General features: G+C 67.6%; 12 protein-coding genes and 1 pseudogene. 2 read left to right on the top strand and 11 right to left on the bottom strand.

Going from position 1 to position 16,460, the window contains the following annotated elements; translation table 11 throughout:
* Nucleotides 1-382 precede the first annotated feature (382 nt).
* Nucleotides 383-640, bottom strand: coding sequence for a hypothetical protein (locus AB0B96_RS18465; RefSeq protein WP_362900068.1), 258 nt, complete (start codon nt 638-640; stop codon nt 383-385).
* A 524-nt stretch (nt 641-1,164) separates the two neighbouring features.
* Between AB0B96_RS18465 and AB0B96_RS18460 the strand changes: the two genes are divergently transcribed.
* On the top strand, nt 1,165-1,683 hold the full coding sequence (locus tag AB0B96_RS18460) for a hypothetical protein (protein WP_362900066.1): 519 nt from the start codon (nt 1,165-1,167) through the stop codon (nt 1,681-1,683).
* A gap of 484 nt (nt 1,684-2,167) precedes the next feature.
* Nucleotides 2,168-2,254 (top strand): annotated as a pseudogene (locus tag AB0B96_RS18455) (IS5/IS1182 family transposase); the annotation flags it as partial.
* Nucleotides 2,255-2,382: 128 nt separating this feature from the next.
* On the opposite strand, the gene AB0B96_RS18450 reads toward AB0B96_RS18455, so the two are convergent.
* From AB0B96_RS18450 to AB0B96_RS18405, 10 genes are all read right to left on the bottom strand, one after another.
* Nucleotides 2,383-5,568 (bottom strand): BTAD domain-containing putative transcriptional regulator, encoded by a 3,186-nt coding sequence (locus tag AB0B96_RS18450; protein WP_362900064.1) that lies wholly within the window; start codon nt 5,566-5,568, stop codon nt 2,383-2,385.
* A gap of 395 nt (nt 5,569-5,963) precedes the next feature.
* On the bottom strand, nt 5,964-6,392 hold the full coding sequence (locus AB0B96_RS18445) for a nuclear transport factor 2 family protein (RefSeq protein ID WP_362900062.1): 429 nt from the start codon (nt 6,390-6,392) through the stop codon (nt 5,964-5,966).
* 209 nt (nt 6,393-6,601) lie between these two features.
* Nucleotides 6,602-7,315 (bottom strand): AfsR/SARP family transcriptional regulator, encoded by a 714-nt coding sequence (locus AB0B96_RS18440; protein WP_362900060.1) that lies wholly within the window; start codon nt 7,313-7,315, stop codon nt 6,602-6,604.
* Nucleotides 7,316-8,359: 1,044 nt separating this feature from the next.
* Nucleotides 8,360-9,397, bottom strand: coding sequence for an aldo/keto reductase family protein (locus AB0B96_RS18435; protein WP_362900058.1), 1,038 nt, complete (start codon nt 9,395-9,397; stop codon nt 8,360-8,362).
* Between the two features lie 129 nt (nt 9,398-9,526).
* Nucleotides 9,527-10,108 (bottom strand): flavin reductase family protein, encoded by a 582-nt coding sequence (locus AB0B96_RS18430; RefSeq protein ID WP_362900056.1) that lies wholly within the window; start codon nt 10,106-10,108, stop codon nt 9,527-9,529.
* Between the two features lie 10 nt (nt 10,109-10,118).
* A complete protein-coding gene (locus tag AB0B96_RS18425; RefSeq protein WP_350949505.1) occupies nt 10,119-10,823 on the bottom strand; it encodes an SRPBCC domain-containing protein in 705 nt (234 codons plus the stop codon).
* A 69-nt stretch (nt 10,824-10,892) separates the two neighbouring features.
* On the bottom strand, nt 10,893-12,254 hold the full coding sequence (locus AB0B96_RS18420; RefSeq protein WP_362900054.1) for an MFS transporter: 1,362 nt from the start codon (nt 12,252-12,254) through the stop codon (nt 10,893-10,895).
* Complete coding sequence (locus tag AB0B96_RS18415; protein ID WP_362900052.1) at nt 12,251-13,477, bottom strand: hypothetical protein; 1,227 nt, start codon at nt 13,475-13,477, stop codon at nt 12,251-12,253. Before AB0B96_RS18415 ends, AB0B96_RS18420 begins: the two co-directional genes overlap by 4 nt.
* 487 nt (nt 13,478-13,964) lie before the next feature.
* Complete coding sequence (locus AB0B96_RS18410; protein ID WP_362900050.1) at nt 13,965-14,693, bottom strand: L,D-transpeptidase family protein; 729 nt, start codon at nt 14,691-14,693, stop codon at nt 13,965-13,967.
* Between the two features lie 174 nt (nt 14,694-14,867).
* Nucleotides 14,868-15,986 (bottom strand): FAD-dependent oxidoreductase, encoded by a 1,119-nt coding sequence (locus AB0B96_RS18405; RefSeq protein WP_362900048.1) that lies wholly within the window; start codon nt 15,984-15,986, stop codon nt 14,868-14,870.
* Nucleotides 15,987-16,460: the final 474 nt, after the last annotated feature.

Raw genomic sequence — 16,460 nt, 5'->3', positions numbered from 1 at the left:
GATGGGAGGTGGCCCGGTTGCGCCCGTAGGTCACCCGGCGCGGCAGGGGGGCGACCAACGAAGACAGATTGGAGGCCGGCTTTTCGCATCCGGCACCACCCGGTCACCCAGCGGTTCCCGAGCCGGACGACGCCCTCGCCGGATCCATCGGTCCCGGGCCCAGGCACTTGCGGCAGGCGAACCTTCCCTCGTCCAAAGCCGCACCGCTGCGGCTTCTTGTGATGAGAACTCATCCACCGGAGGCTCCGCGTCTTTCTCTCCGGCCTTCGGCGAGTTCTCCCGAAAGGCCCGAAACGCCACGGGCGGCGTACCGGATATCCGCAACTGCCCGAATTATTTCTCTGAGATCACCTCATCATCGAGGCGCATAACCATTGGTTATTCAATCCTTACGGAAAGAGCCTTTGCTGTTATTGATGGCCGGGGCGATCAGCGCATTCCCGTCGAAGCCATTCGTATAGAACGCTTTGATCTTGATTAGCGTTACCCTCGTCCGAGCGTGGTTCCTGAAGTAGCCCACCGCCCGCACGTCTGCCGGGTGTCGGAACGCATACGTGTTGGAGCTTTCATGAAATCCGGTGCCGGTGTGAGCATGGGTCTTGATCCGAACCATCTTGACGTCGGGAGGCACGACCGTCACGGGTTCGGAAAGAAACGATCGGTCACCTTCCAGGTCGCCGGCTCGCAGTGGCCCGCTTGAGCCTGTTGCAGGACCGGGCGCGGGTTCAGCCGAGATCAGGTTCCACTGGTCGATCCAGGCACGGGCCCGACCATGTCCGCACCGTCATCACCTGGCGCGCAGGACCCGGCAGGATCCAGCGCCCGTATGCCGACCATATTCTCTGAATATACCAAGGTCGTATAGATTTCGGTCGGCGCAAAACTCGAAAAACGCTTGAAGGGAAGGGAATTGTAGCGACCAGCAAGCAGAAGAGGATCGCAGGCGTCGTGTCCGTTCTCGGCGTTTCGGCTGACGTCGTTATCGGGGCAGCGCCGAAATGCGGATGTGCGAGGGCCACGTGCTCAGCGCCCGCGCAGCCAGCCGGCTCCATCTTCACCCGGCTCGACGCTCACCCTTCGGCCTGACCACGCTTCTCGAAAGTACCTGCCGACCGGTCAGATGATCGTTTGTCCAGAAACGCCTTGCATGGTGAAGGAGAACCAGTGCGACCCCTTACGCGATTCCGGCTTCCCACGATCGGAGTGGCTCTCACCGCCGCCCTCGGAGCCGGGCTGCTCGTGGCACCCGCCGCACACGCCGCACCCAACCAAAAAATCAGCTACGTCAAGCGAGTCAAGCCGGTCCAGTCCGTGATCACCTATGTCGCGATCAAGGACCACCGTGGCCGGAATTACCCGATCAAGGTGACCACCACCTGGGCCTACAAGTCCTCCAAGTCCGCGCAGCTGCGGTCCATCGTGATCCGCGAGAACGGCTTCCCCAAGGGCGGGTGCATCTTTCCGGACCTTTACTTCGCGAACGCGAACAACTGGGAGGCCCAGCGGGGTAGATACGGCAAAATCTGCGACGGCGGCTCCAAGGCGTATTCGGTCATGAGAACGGTCAAAGTGCGCGGCGGCAGCAACTTCGGGCAGCTCTGGATCCGGACTCCCAACCCGAGCCACCCTGGCTGCTGCGGAGCGCGGCAGTACACCATCCAGTACAACCTCGCGAAGCGCTGAGCCTCCTCAGCCCGACCTTTTCCGAGTACGGCGAGAGCCGCGATCGGGAGCAGCATGGTCAGAGCACCGGAGAGCGCCGGCCCTCCGGTGCTCCCGGCCGGCTCGATCAGCGGCCCGCCCGCGGCCGGCGTCGAGCCGGTCGTCCAGAACGCGACGACCTGCTGCTCCTCATGCGCCTGGCCACCCGGCTTTGCTTGGCTGAACGGGTGCAGCGTCCTCACCTGATGACGCTGCGGACCTTGGAGGCTCCTTATCGAACGGCCTGCCTTCGGTGTGCGCGTCGGTCACGCCCTGAAGGCTTGCCGGATGCTCCAGTGCATCCGCCAGGTGCAGCGGATAGTTGATGTGGCGGGCCGGCGCGACCGCCTCACGCGCGGGGGGAGACAGGCGCGCGGTTCCTCAGCCATCTGATCGCCCAATGGCCGCACGACGAGCATGAGACGGCACGGGGGCCCGGTTGCTGGAGGAGACGCAGGTCAAGGACGACTCGATCGGTCAGGTCGAGTGGACCGTCAGCATCGATTCCACCATCGCCCGCGCCCACCAGCACGCCGCCGGAGCCCGTAAAAAGGGGACGACGGCGGGACGATCGATACGAAGCAATCCCAAGAACCGGCAGGCGGCACCTGGCCCTCTATGACCGCCGCCGTCTGATGGCGGTCATCCACGGCGACATGTCGCCGAGAGCCTGGCCGCCCTTCACACGAGCCGGGAGTCCAGCGTTCTCACGCCATTCTCGTGCGAGATCCCGTGGAACAGTTCACGGGCCTCCTCCCAGACGGCCCTGGCCGTGTGATGGTCGCCGGCGGCACTGTGGGCGTCGCCGAGGGCACGGAGCGTCCGCGCCAGGTAGGGGATCGAGCCGCGGGTTCGCCACACCCGGACCGAGCGTTCGAGAGTGGCGATGGCGGCGGGCAGGTCTCCTTCGGCCAGGTTCAACTGTCCAAGAACGCTGAGCGCGTCGGCGAGATAATGGCCGAAGTTGCCGTCCTCGCTGTGGGCCAGCGTCAGTTCGGCGGTCGCCCTGGCCCGCTCGTCCCCGACCGCGGCGAACAGCTTCGAGAGGTAGAGCAGCGAGAACGTCTCCAGATAGCGGTAGTGCAACCGCCGTGCCATTCTCAAGGAGCTTTCCAGCAGTTCCTGGCCGCCCGTGATGTCACCGCAGAACGATTTCGCCGCGCCGAGGAACTGGGTGATCGTCGTGGTGTAGTGAGCGTTGCCGAGCGCCTCGGCGACCTTCGTCGCCTGCTCCAGGACCGTGAGCGCCCCTTGAGGGTCGTCCTCGCCATGGATGATCGCCATCACGTGATAGGCCCGCGCCTGGCCGCCGAGGTAGTCCGCGTCGGCGGCCGTCCGCAGAGCGCGCTCCGCCAGGGCGAGCGCTTGTGCACCACCGTTCCCATCGGCCGTCATGCTCCAGGCCAGGGTCGCCAAGGCATCGGCCGTTCCGACCGGATCGTCCAGCATGGTGAACAGGTCGAGGAGCTGTGAAGCGCCGGCCCGCATCCGTGTCATCGCCGGTCCGGGGCCCGCCGGTGAGCTCCAGGTGGTGACCTCCAGGAGGCCGCGCATCAGCACGGCCTCGCCGCGCTTGTCGCCGGTCTCGCGGCAGAGGGCGAGCGCCTGCTCGTGCATGCGCTGCCAGCCGTCATACAAGCCGCGCACGTTGAGGTACGTCTCGGTGGACCCCGCGAGGTCCCATGCGAGTCGGGTCAGGCGCGCCTCGCACGCTTGGGCGACCCCCGCCATCAGCGCGGCGTGCTCCGCGCCGAACCAGGCCATCGGGTCGGCCAGCAGCGGACCGGAGACCGCCGCAGGCAGCCGCCAGCGCGGCGCACAGCTGTGCATGGGTGCGTAGCAGGGGCCCTGGACGTGTTCCGCCGCGACCTCCGCCAGCGCCAGCCACGCGCCCAGGGCCCGCCCGAGCGCGGCCTGGCGCTCGGGTTCGGAATCCTCTCGCTGCGCCCGCTCACGCGCGTACAACCGGATCAGGTCGTGGAACCGATACCTGAGCATGCCCGTCTCGTCCGTCCCGGTGGGGTTCAGCAGATGAGCGTCGATCAGGGTTTCGATCTCGTGTTCCGCCTGCCGTACCGGCACGTCCAAGAGGGCCGCCACCACCCAGGGAGCGAAATCGGGCGCGTCGAGCAGTCCGGCTAACCGGAAGGCCCGCTGCGCACCCGCGGGAAGCATCCGGTAGCTCATCTCGAATCCCACGCGGATGTCGAGGTCGCCCGCCACAAGTTCGTCCAGCCGGTGCCGTTCCTCCCCGAGGACACCGGCGAGGTGGGACAGACTCCACTGCCTTCTACCGAGAAGCCTGGCCGCCGAGATGCGGACCGCCAGCGGGACCCGGCCGCACAGCCGGGTGATCTCCAGAGCCGCGTCCGGGTCGTCCTGGACGCGTTCGTCGCCGACGATTCTTCTCAGTAGGTCCAAGGCCTGGGCCGACGGCAGGACATCGAGTTCCAGCAGGCTCGTGCCCTCGAGACCGACCAGCCGGACACATCCGGTAAGGAGCACGGCCGTGCCGGGGGCCCCGGGCAGGAGCGGCCGCACCTGCTCCTCTCCGGCGACATCGTCGAGCAGGATGAGAATTCTGCGTCCGGCCAGGCAGCTCCGGTAGAACGCCACGCGTTCCTCCAGGGATTCGGGTATGCCGGTGGCGCTGATGCCCAGTGCGAACAGGAACCGGCTGAGCACGTCCTCTGGGCGGGCGGGGTCGGCGGAGGCACCACGCAGGTCCGCATAGAGCTGGCCGTCGGGAAAGCGACCCGCGATCCGGTGCGCGACGTGCACGGCGAGCGTGGTCTTGCCCAGGCCCCCCAGACCCGCGATGCTGGCCATGGCGACGGTACCCGGCCGCGGCTTGGTGAGGACCTCGGTGAGGTCTGCCACCTCGCCATCCCTGCCCGTGAAATCCGCGATGTCCAGCGGCAACTCGGCGGGGGTGGGGGCCGCCCGAGGTTCAGGCGTCGGGGCCGTGGCATGGACGGGACGGTCGGCGGACAGGGCACGCATGTGCTCGCTCGGCTCGATACCCAGTTCATCCGACAGGCGCGCAGCAGTGTCACGGTAGGCCGGCCTGTACGGGCCCGGCCCCACAGGGGAGCCCGTGATCGTCGCCATGACGCGAGGAACAAGGTCGAGCGAGGGGTCCTGAGTGAGGATTCGCTGATGCATGTCGTGCAGCTCTTCGGCCGGGTCCAGACCGGTCTCCTCGATCAGGGTCTTGCGGGCGCGCGTGTATTCGGCGAGCGCGTCCGCCCGCCGGCCACAGCGGTACAGCGCCAACATCAGCTGCGCGCGCAGCCGCTCCCGCAGTGGGTACTCGTTGGTGAGTGCGGTCAGCTCGCCCAACAGCCCGGCGTGGCGTCCCAGCCTCAGGTCCACGGCGATCCGCGACTGCAGGACCGACAGGCGGACCTCGTCCAGCCGCGCGGCCTCCGCGGCCAGCATCGGGACATCGGTCATGCCGACGAACGCGGGCCCGCGCCAGAGATTCAGCGCCTCGTGCAGGTGGCGGGTCGCTTCCTCCGGCTCACCGGCGGCCTCCACAGCCTGCCCTGAGCCGGCCAGGTTCTCGAACCTCGCCGCATCCAGCTCGTCCCGGACCACCGGCACCAGATATCCGGAGCTGTGCCGCACGACGCGAGCCGGGTCGCCCAGGTGCCGCCGGAGCCGGTGAACGTAGGTCTGCATGTTCTTGGTGGCGCTCTTCGGAGGGGTGTTCCCCCACAGTGCCGCGGCCAGTTGATCTTCCGAAACAGGATTACCCGCTTGGCACAGCAGAACCGCTAACAGCACCCGCGCCTTAGGCGTGCCGAGATCGAGCTGCTCACCCTCTCGCCACACCGTCAGCGGACCTAGTATCCCGAACTTCATTGTGCCCCCTTGACTGGACGCACTGTAAACCTGGACGGCCTGTTTCAGTGATCCACTGGGTGACGAAACGATTGCGAACTCTTCTTGCCCGGGCCGGATTCCAGGACATGACCAGCCGACTGCCGGACCGGCGTACGAAGGCATCGGACGCCGGGGAAAGCGAGTGGGTTTCGCCCACGGCCGGACTCGCCGGTGGAGGCCCTACAGGTCCAGGAGCATCGGGCACACCCAGGGCACATGGGCACGAGAAGCAGCACGAAACGATGGGAACCAGTGAACGCCGAAAGCCCGGCTCGGAACACCTTCTAGAAGATCACCGCAGGTCGGTCGTCATGGTGGATCAGATCTCGATGTACTGATCTCCGGGGGCGGCGTCCGGTCGCGTAAGCGGCGGCTCACCCCTGGGCGCCCCCGTGGGCGAAGGTGGGCGCCGCGCCCGTGGACGCGGGCTCGACGGCGCCCCCGCCCGCCTGGAGGGGGGCGAGGTCGACGAATATGCGGTAGTCGGAGATCAGGCCGTCGTCGCGGGTGCGCCAGATCGATACGGCCACGACGCCGACGTCCGTGCCGTCGAGCCGCCGGTAGGTCACCTCGGTCTCGGCGATGATGTCGGCGTCCACCTGCCAGTTCCGCACGATCCTGTGCCGCAGGCCGCCGATGGTGGAGAAGAAGTCCCGCAACCCGGCGGCGATGGCCTCGCGTCCCGCCATCGGCTCGGCGTTGCCGAACACCAACGTGGCGTCCTCGGCCAGCAACCGCACGAACTCGTCGGGGTCGAACGAGTCGACCGTCCGGAAAACGCGTCGCACCGCGTCGTCGCTCATGCCGATCCTTCCTCACACCGTCGGGATCACTGGTGGGGACGATACGGGGCGAGGGACGAGGCACAACTATCGCCGGGGTAGGTGTCCCGTCGCCCGAAGGCACACCGAAGGTCTGCGGAACCGGGGCGCGACGGCCAGGTCGGCGCACCGCGCCGGATCGCGGCGCGTCCAGCCCTCCGCACCCCTTGTCAACGGCACCGGCCCCTGGTTCACCGATGCGCGGCCTTCAGGCCGACCTCTCCCAGACATTCCAGTACGGCGTCGACGGACATCAGGAACGGGTCGGACTGCAGAATTCGCGTGTGCATCGTGCTCATTTCCTGACCCGGCAGGATTCCCAGCTCCCGGTCGAGCAGCACGATGGTCTCCTGGAACACCTCCAGCGCCTCCCCTTGGCGACCGGTCCGGTAGAGGGCGAGCATCAGCAGGGTGCGGAATCGTTCGTGGAACGGGAAACGCATGATCAGGCCGCGCAGCTCGGGTATGGTCTCGAAGTGGTTCCCGAGGCCGATGTCCGCGCCGATACGAAGCTCCAGCAGTGAGGTTCGCAGTTCCTCCAGCCGGCTGACCTCGTGGTCCGCGACGGCGCTCTCCGCCAGGTCCGCGTACGGCCTGCCGCGCCACATGTCGAGCGCCTCCGCCGAACAGCGCGCCAAATCCTTTATGTCGGAGGAGAGCATGGCGTTCAGCGCCTGTTTGGCGAGCGCCTCGAACCTGTGGACATCGAGTTCGTCGGGATGCGTGACCAGCGCGTAGCCCTCACCCCGCTGCTGGATCCGGTCGTGGCCGAGAACATGCCGGAGGCGGAACACGTAGACCTGCATCGCCTTCCGCGGATTCTTGGGCTGTTCGGTCCACAAAATATCCGACAGGATCCCGACGGGCACCGACTGCCCCGCTCTGCTGAGCAGTATGCTCAACAACTTTCGCGGTTTCTGGGCCGGCATCGGCACTTCGACGCCGTTCACGGTAACCGCCAGATCCCCGAGAACGTGGAACTGTACCTCGCCCTCCGGGAGGGTGTTAGGCGACATGTGTTTTCCTTCGCGGGTGGGAAAGGGACGTCAGCCTCTTCATGGGAATGTCGTCTTCTCCGCCGTGCATGCCGTCACGGAAGACGGTCGCGCACGGATCGGGAACGTGAGGTGTCGGTCGATGACAGGCGCGTACGACGTCTCGACGAAGCGCCACCTCGATCAGGGCGGAACTGTGCCGCCGCGCTCGGAACGGGTGGCCGGTAGCTCGGCCGGAAACGTGAATCGCGGATCTCACCGGTCTCGCACCCGATGGGAAGGCCCGGAAAGGGGACCAGAAAGAGGTCGTGAACCGCCTTCGCCCCATGGGCGACGGGACGGGACCCGCTGCGAGCCCTCTGACAGCGCGTACGGTCCCGGGGAGACCATCGCGGGCGCGCTCCGGCGCGGCTCAGGTCACACCACTCCGGCGAGCGCGGCCGCTTCAGCCGAAGGCCGGATCCCGCCCTGTGCTCCCGGTCAAGGTCCGTACGAGCGGGATGTGACCGCCCTTCGAGCGGCGATCCTCCCGATTGATCGCGCGCGGCCGCCCTGTGGCGTGCCCTTCCTGGACGCGCGGCGACATGAACGTGAACCGCTCGCACCGGCGGCGCCCCAAGCCGACCATGTGCCTGTCCACGGTGATTTCAACGTGCCTGAGAACATGAAAACGCACAGCCATCCGGTAGCCCCCATACCTCTTGTCTGCTTCCGGCCATTATACGTAAATGCCGGACACAGTTGTGGCTTTTACCTCAAGCTGAAAAGTTGTCATAAGCGGATATATCTCGCATGAGTTACGGACATGACGTTATGTCTTCATAACGTCATGTCCGTAACCGGCGTTTCCGGCGAACACCGAGCTGCCCCCCGAGCTGCCTTCGAGCTGCCCCCGCGCCCCGGCTCGGCGAACCGCGGTGAGGTCACGAGGTGAGGTCACGCGGACGCCCGCGGTTAGCCGTTCTCCGCATCGGCCTTCATCCAGCTCGGCTTCACCGCCATCATTTTCGCGGTCTTGGCGGGGTCCCGGTCGACGAGGTCCCCGAGCACCTCGTCCACCCGCTTCAGGACGGCGTCGTCGATCGTCCTGCCGGACGCCGAGGCGTTCTCGGTCACCTGTTCGGGCCTGGTGGCACCGGCGACCACCGAGGAGACCCCCGGCTGCCGAAGCACCCAGGCGATCGCGAGCTGGGCCGCCGAGAGGCCACACTCCCCCGCGAGCGGGAGCAGGGCCTGCACACGTTCGAGGAGCGTCGTGCCCAGAACCCTCCTGATGAAGGTGGGAGCCCGCCCGCCGGCCGTTCCCCGCGACCCGTCCGGCGGCTCCTGGCCCGGCCGGTACTTGCCGGTCAGCACCCCCTGCGCGAGCGGCTGGAAGGCCAGCTGGCCGATGCCCTCGCGCAGGCACAGCGGGACGATCTCCGGTTCGACGACCCGCCACAACATGTTGTACTGCGGCTGGTTGGAGACGATGCGGCTGCGCAGCCCGAGCTCGCCGGCGATGGCCAGCGCCGACGCGATCTGCGGGGCCGTCCACTCGGAGACGCCGAGGTAGAGGACCTTGCCCTGGCGTACCAGGTCGTCGAAGGCGATCAGCGTCTCCTCCAACGGGGTCGTCTCGTCGAAACGGTGCGCCTGGTACAGGTCGAGGTAGTCGGTACGCAGCCGGCGCAGGGACGCCTCGCAGGATTCCACGACGTGCTTGCGGCTCAGGCCACGATCGTTCGGTCCCTCGCCGGTGGGCAGGCAGACCTTCGAGGCGAGGACCAGCGACGATCGTCTCACCCCGTCGAGCGCGGCGCCCAGCACCTCCTCGGCCGCTCCCCGCGCGTAGACGTCGGCGGTGTCGAAGGTGGTGATGCCCGCGTCGAGTGCCGCCCGGATGCACGCGACCGCCTGGTCCCGATCCACCAGTTCGCCGTGGGTGAGCCAGTTTCCGAAGGTGACTTCACTGATCATCAGGCCGCTCTGCCCGAGGTGGCGATATTCCATTGGTCGTCAGGATGCGGCGCCCTCCTTCGAGGAGCCCGTCTTCCCGATCCTCCTTTCAGATGAAGGTCACGATACTGCTCCGCGCGCGGCACGGCGGATCGGTCGCGCGGGCGCCGATCCGCCGACGTGTCAGGACGCGCGGCTCCGGTGTGCGTTCCCACCTCTGAACTCGCCCGCCTCGCCCGGACGCGCGTCGTCCCGAGGGAGGGACGGGTCGCCTGGGCGACCTCCGGGGAAGACGGTGGCGAGAGGGTGAAAGGCCCTCCTGTAGTAGATCAGCGGAGCACCGTCACGCACGCTGTACGCCTGTACCGCGCCGATGACGACCTCGTGGTCACCCGCGGTGAGCACACTGTGCACGGTGCACTCCAGTGAGAAGAGCGCGTCGGGGACGACAGGCGGGCCGTCCGGGGTGAGTGCTCCCCATCCACCCTTGACCTTGTCCAGGGCCGTCGTCGCGAACAGGCGCGCCACGTCGTCGTGGTGCTGGCGGAGCATGCTCACCGCGAAGCGTCCCGACTCCCGTATGGCGGGCAGCGTGCGTGCGGACCGCGCCAGGCAGACCAGGACGAGCGGAGGTTCGGCGGAGACGGAGCAGAAGGCGCTCACGGTCAGACCGTGCGAGCCTTCCCGCTCCCCCCGGGCCGTGACGACCGTGACGCCGCTGGGAAACCGGGCGAGTGCGGCCCGGAAGCCGTCCACGCTGATCATCGTCGGGACGTCATGCCGTGAACGGACGCAGCACCAGTTCGACCGTGCGGTCCTGGAGGGTGAACGTCGCCTTCTGCCCGGGTACCGCGTCGTCGAGCCAACGGTGGAAGTCCTCCATCTCCTTGAGCGTGACGCCGTCGATGGCGTGGATCTCGTCGCCGGGCTGGATCCCGACGAACTCGGCGGCGGAGTTGATCGCCACATCCTGCACGACCATCCCGGTCTCCGGGGTGACCCCCAGCGGGATGATGCCCGTCTTGGGCGGCGTCAGCGTCTTGTGGAACTGGAACGGGCGGTGCTCCAGGTAGGCCGCGAGCCGCTCCAGGTAGTGCCACCAGTGGTGGTCGTAGGCGTCGAACTCCACCCGGGAGCGGACCGAGTCGCTGAAACCCGAGTGGCGTACCTTCACCTCGGTGCTGTCCTCGTCGACCTGGACGAACTCCACCTCCACGGAGGTCGGCTCGTCGTTCCCCGGCACGTCCCAGTCGTAGGAGCACGAGAAACCGGGGTCGACCTCGCGCAGCGTCGCCGTGAAGACGAGGTCGACCCTCCCTCCCCGGTTGAAGTGCCAGCGAAGCGGATCACCCGGCTCGACCGGGACGCTCGCGTCGTGCAGGTTCAGCCAGGCGCGGACCTCCTTGGGGTCGGTCCAGGCCTGCCAGACGCGCTCCCGGCTCACCTTGATCTCGCGTGCCGTCGATGTTTCGAGTGCCATGCCACCGTTCTCCATTCTTGGGATTCGCGCCGACGAGGGCACGGGCTCAGCCGTACACCGGTCGATCGCCTACTTGGCCCCCGCCTCGTGCAGGGCCCTCTCGACTGCGGCGTTGGAAAGCGTCAATAGTCCGATGAGCGACACGGCCGCCCCGAACAGGCCACCCACCCGGTAAACGGTCTCCAGGTCGGCGTGGGTCGCGATCTGACCGGCCAGGAATATGCCGACCGGCATCAGCCCGAAGGCCACGAGCCTGTTCACGCTGCTCACCCGTCCGGTCAGCTCCTTGGGGACGATCGCCTGCCGGATCGAAACGGTCGTGACGTTCCAGGTCATCGCGGTGTAGCCGGTGATGGCGAGGCCGAGGGCGACGAAGGCGACCTCACCGGTGAACCCCAGGATCGTGAAGCCCAGCGCGCCCAGCATCGCCCCGCCGAGCGCGGACCTCGCCGGTCCCAGCCGGCGGGTGAACATCCGGCACGTGAAGCCCGCCGTCACGCTGCCGACCGCGACCGAGGCGAGCAGCAGACCGTACGCCACGTCGCTGATCAGCATGACCTGACGGGCGTACAGCACCAGCATCGCCAACTGGCCGACCGTGCACATGTTGGTGAGACCCGCGACCAGGGTGAACACCCGGAGCACGCGATGGCGGGCCAGCCAGCGCACCCCCTCGCCGATCTCCTCGCGCATCGCGCGCCGGGGTTTCGCGCCGGGCGCCGTCGCCGCCCGGACACCGTCGGTGCGGAAATCGCCGCGCATGAGGAACGAGAAGAGGGAGCTCAGGGCGAAGCTGACGGCGTCCACGCCCACAGGTACGGCCCGGCCCACGGTGTAGAGCACACCGCCGAGCGCCGGTCCCAGGAACTTCAGCGCGACCGTGTTCGCGGTCATCAGCCTGCTGTTGGCTCGCTCAAGCGCCTCCCGGTCCTGCGAGACGGCCATCGGCAGGATCGCCGAGCGCGAGCTGTCGTAGACGGTCTCGATCGACGTGATACTGAAGGCGATCACCATGAGGAGCGGGATCGAGGCCCAGCCGCCGAGCACCGCGACGAACAGGACGATGAGGATCGCGCACCGGACGGCGTCCGACACCCACATCGCCCGGCGCCGGTCCCAGCGGTCGGCGAGCGCGCCTCCCATCAGGGCGAGCAGCAGCCAGGGAAGCTTGTCCGCCATCCCGACGAGGGAGAGCGTCGCCGGATCGCTGGTGAGGTCGGCGGCCAGCAGCGGCAGCGCGGTGACGGTCAGGCCGTTTCCCACGCTCGAGACCGACCAGCCTCCCCAGAGCAGCCAGAAGTTGCGGCCGAGGCCGCTGGAGATCTTCGAGCCCAGGCGCCGCCCTCCGTGCCCGCCCGGTGGCGCGCCGGAGACCTTCGGTTCCGCCGTGGTCCGCAGGTCTCCGGCGCCCGGGACCTCCCTCGTCGTCATGCGCTCACGCCCTCCGGGACGGAGTCCTCGGGGAGCAGCGCGGCGGGGTCGAGTTCGAAGAGCAGGCGAGTGGTGCGCGCGACTCCGTCCGCGTCTCCCAGCCGCCGCCGGCAGAGCACCGCCTTGTACGCCGCGCCGGCTCCTCGAAGACCACCCGCCTGGGCACCGAGCTCGAACTCCACCGCCGCCCGCTTGAGGTCGCCTTCGCGCTGGAACCAGGCGCCGGCGAAGTAGCGTGCGGAGGGCTCGTTGCCGTCCAGCCGCAACAGCTGCTCGGCCGCCCGTTCCACGTGTTCTGCGGGGTGGAGCATGGTGCCCGCCTTCACGGTCACGTCCAGGAGCAGCCTGGTGTTCTCCCGGGCGCTGTGCCACTGCTGCGAGTCGGCGGCGAGGCTCTCGGCCTCGGCACCCGCCTCGTACGCCGCGTCCATCGCCTCCCGCGCCCCGTACTCGTCCTTCTCCGTGATCCGGTGAAAGGCCGCGGCCCGCCAGAACCTGCTCACCGTGAGCGCGCGCGACCAGGGCTCGACCTCGTTCAGGGTGGGCAACAGCTCCTGGCCGTACGCCATCCAGTAGTCGCTCCCGCGCTCGCCTCCCCTGTCCCGCAACAGGATCGAGATCAGCTGGGTGCACGAGAGCACGCGCGGTACCGGCAGTTCTCCCTCTGTGGCGAGCCTGGCGAAGGCGTCCGTCACCGCGGAGTCGCGCAGATGCTGGCGCAGCGCCCGCGCGGTCTCGTAGGCGAGGTGGTCGCCCGCGGGGTGGGTGCCCTCGGCGCCGCCGGCGGTCAGCTCCGCCGCGAGCCGGTAGAACCCGAGCTGCGTGAGGATCCTGACGAGCACCGCGCGCCGTGGTACGGACTGATGCGGCCACTCGGCGATCTGGCGGCTGAGGAACAGCCACGGTTCCAGGCCGGTGTTCGCCGCCACGTCCGCCGGTGAGTCCCCCAGGAACACGTCCTGCCTCGCCTGCCTCGCCAGCCAGGACCGCGAGTCTCCCTGCAGGATGAGGGAGCAGTGCGGAAGCAGTTCGTCCTGGTTCTCGTCGCGCAGCAGGGCGAGCAACAGGGGGGTGCTCTCGGCGCAGAGCGGCCCGTCCACCGTGGAGGTCAGCGTGAACCAGGCGCTCCAGTTGCGCCGCAGTCCGACGGTGTCCAACTCGACCACGGGCGGGAACTCCAGATCCCCCCACGCGACGTCGTCCGCGCGCGTATACGTGTGCAAGCCCGCCAATGCCCCACTCTTTTCCAGATCAGCCGATCACATGGTCAAGTATGGTTAAAAGGCGGGAGAAGACTTATGAAATCCTCTCCCGCCAGATATCGGCGTTCAATTCACCGAATTAGTAGACCTCGCTGGGCGCGTACACCTCGCTCGGCGCGTAGACCTCGCTGGGGGCGTACACCTCGCTCGGGGCGTAGACCTCACTCCGCATCTGAAACACCTCCTTTCGGGGTTGTTCCTTGCTGGCGGAGTCAGCTTTTCCGAGTGCAGTTTCACGATGGTTTCGCGTCGGTTTCACGGCACCCTTGACAGTTCTTGAATATGGTTGTCCTGCCTGGTGGCCGGGGTTCGAATCTTTTCCCGCGCCCCACCGGCCCCGGTGGTTCGACCCGGTGCCGGGGGTCGTTCGGACCGGGAGGGCCCGAGGTGCCGGACATGAGTCCGCCCCCGGCCGTTCGGGCCGGGGGCGGGCTGTGCGACGGCGTTCTCAAAGCGTCTTCGGCCGGTCCGTGTCCCGCCCGGGAGAGGCCGGAGACGCCGGAGACACAGGGCGCTCGGAGGACTTCGAGCGCTCGGGAGCCTCGGGACGGCGGACGTGGACGGGAGTGCCGATCGGGGTCATGTCGTAGAGCGCCTTGGCGTTGTGCAGCGGCACCCGGATGCATCCGTGGGACGCGGGGTGCCGCGGGACCCGCTCCGAGCCGTGGAAGCCGATGCCCTGGTTGAAATAGATGGTGTAGAACTGGTCGCCCAGCGGCCCGCTCGTCCATCCGGGCGTCCGGTACCAGGCGCGGAAGTCACCGGTGGGCGTGACCGCGACCCCGCAGTGGCCTTTCTTGCAGTAGTGTTCGCCGTTTCCGGTTGAGATGTGGGAGACCAGCGCGGGCCTGCCGTCCTTCCACGCGGTGAGCAACTGGCGGCGCAGGTCGATCTCCACCCTCGTGGGCTCCCCGTACGGCACCAGCGGCTTGAGGCGCGCCGGGCGGGAGAGCGCTCGCCAGGTCCGCGGGTCGATCTGGTCGGTGGCAGGCAGTCCGTTCGCCTTCTGAAAGGCCCACACGGCCGCGCGCAGCGCGGGACGGTACTCGTCGTCGACATCTCCCGGCCCGAACCCCAGCCGGTCGAGGCGCCGGTGGATCTGCTGGACCTGGGCTCCCCTGTCGCCGACGCGAAGGAGGGGGAACCGGGCCGGCGGGGTGTGCTCGGAACGAGGCATGGGCGAAGGGCTTTCACGGGGAACGGGCGGTCCTGAATGCCGCGACGACATGACACCGGTGTTCACGACACCGAATGGCAGGCACGCGGTGAGCGCGAGGGCCGAGTTCGCGGCCAGGAAGCACTTGACGGTTCTCCGCATTTTTGACGCCTATCCGCTCTCTGGCGAGGTCCACTAGAAGGAATACGAGTACTTGCGGTCCTCTATCGCCGCGCGCACCAGACCGACGGCCTCCTGGGCGCAGCCCCAGGAAAAACTGAATCCGGCCCCGCCGTGCGCGAAGTTGTAGACGACCTTTTCCTCGTCGTCCCACTCAAGGCAGACGTTCTCGGCCCGGAACGGCCGCAGTCCCGCCCGTACCGGCTCGTCGGGATCCAGCCTGGCGTGTCGCAACGCGGGCATGAAGGCGAGGCATCGCTCGTACATCTCCCGTACCGGAGCGTGGTTCTCCAGATTGATTCCGGTGTCCCACTCGTCCTTTTCCGCCAGCCCGCCGAGAACGAGAAGTCTCGGATTGCGCGGCACGATGAAGACGATGTCCTGCTCGTCCTTGTTCTCCTCGTCGTGGGAGACGCAGTGGGCCTCGCGGATCCGGCGTCCGCGAAGCCCGTCGTTGCGTACCCGCACCAGCGCGCCGCGCAGCGGATACATGCCGATGCCGCGGAGTGCGGCGGTGCCCAGGCCCGCGCAGCAGACGATCACCTCGGCGTCGAAGCGGTCGAGGAGTTCCTCCCTCCGCTCGGCCAGCAGGCCCTCGACCCGGTACCGTTCGACCCGCACACCGTGGATCTTGACCTGCCGCATCAGCCACGCCATGTACTGATCGGTGTCGATCATGGGCGCCAGGTGCGAGTACGCGTCGACCACGCCGTAGTCGGGGCTGACGCCGTTGCGTTCGGCGAGTGTCCGGTCGCGGACGAAGCCGCGCACCTTCCCCGCGAGTTCCCGCATCTTGTGGAGGTCGTGCGGGTTCTCCTCGACGGGGTGCTTGAAATAGAAGTTGGACCTTCGCATCGCCACCCCGGGAACCTTCGCCCTGGCCAGCCTCTCGAACATCTCGTACGAGGTGACGCACCAGTCCTTGGAGCGGGCGAGCGAGATCTGGTCGTGGTGGTAGCCGCACACCGCGGGTGGCCACTCCCACAGCGCGCCCGCGACGACCGAGACGATGTCGGGGGCGAATCGCTCCGCGACGACGGTGACGCGGAACCCCTCCCTGGCCAGGCACAGCGCGCTGGTCAACCCGCTTACCCCGGCCCCGACGACAACTATTCCCTCTGAATTCGCGCGCACCTGGGAACGCCTTCTTTCCTGATCCATCCAGCTCGATCACTTTTCGGCGCGACCGACGTGGGGGGCCGTCACGACGAACACCGAAACCCCTCCACAGTAATTCGAGCACCGGCGAATCCCCGAATGGCGGCGAACCCGGCATCGGAGAACACCGGCCTCGGGCGATGGGAAAGCATGACCGCTTGAAGAAAGAATCTGGATCGAGCGGCGAAAAGCCACACTCGGCCCGAATGATCCGATGACAAACCTTTGGCCGCGTGCCGGATTTTCATCACCGATCCACCGGTCGACCCGGGCGAATATTGACACTCCTTGACCCGGTCCCGGCTGTCGCGAAGGGTCGATCGAAGCGATCGCAGGGCGAATTGCCGACTTTACTCGTGGACTCGCCTATATGCCCTCGGTGGGATTGTTAAGGGGCAGGTAGCGGGCCAAGTCTCACTTGTTGGAGAACATGATGACTAAACACATATA

This window comes from Streptosporangium sp. NPDC049046, from assembly GCF_040649155.1.
Lineage (GTDB): Bacteria > Actinomycetota > Actinomycetes > Streptosporangiales > Streptosporangiaceae > Streptosporangium.
This window is presented reverse-complemented; position numbering and strand designations above follow the sequence as displayed.

Excerpts from the sequence above, each read along its gene's own strand:
- AB0B96_RS18450 (WP_362900064.1), bottom strand. The coding sequence starts at position 5,568 with ATGAAGTTCGGGATACTAGGTCCGCTGACGGTGTGGCGAGAGGGTGAG.
- AB0B96_RS18435 (WP_362900058.1), bottom strand. The coding sequence starts at position 9,397 with ATGGAATATCGCCACCTCGGGCAGAGCGGCCTGATGATCAGTGAAGTC.
- AB0B96_RS18430 (WP_362900056.1), bottom strand. The coding sequence starts at position 10,108 with ATGATCAGCGTGGACGGCTTCCGGGCCGCACTCGCCCGGTTTCCCAGC.
- AB0B96_RS18410 (WP_362900050.1), bottom strand. The coding sequence starts at position 14,693 with ATGCCTCGTTCCGAGCACACCCCGCCGGCCCGGTTCCCCCTCCTTCGC.
- AB0B96_RS18445 (WP_362900062.1), bottom strand. The coding sequence starts at position 6,392 with ATGAGCGACGACGCGGTGCGACGCGTTTTCCGGACGGTCGACTCGTTC.
- AB0B96_RS18420 (WP_362900054.1), bottom strand. The coding sequence starts at position 12,254 with ATGACGACGAGGGAGGTCCCGGGCGCCGGAGACCTGCGGACCACGGCG.
- AB0B96_RS18425 (WP_350949505.1), bottom strand. The coding sequence starts at position 10,823 with ATGGCACTCGAAACATCGACGGCACGCGAGATCAAGGTGAGCCGGGAG.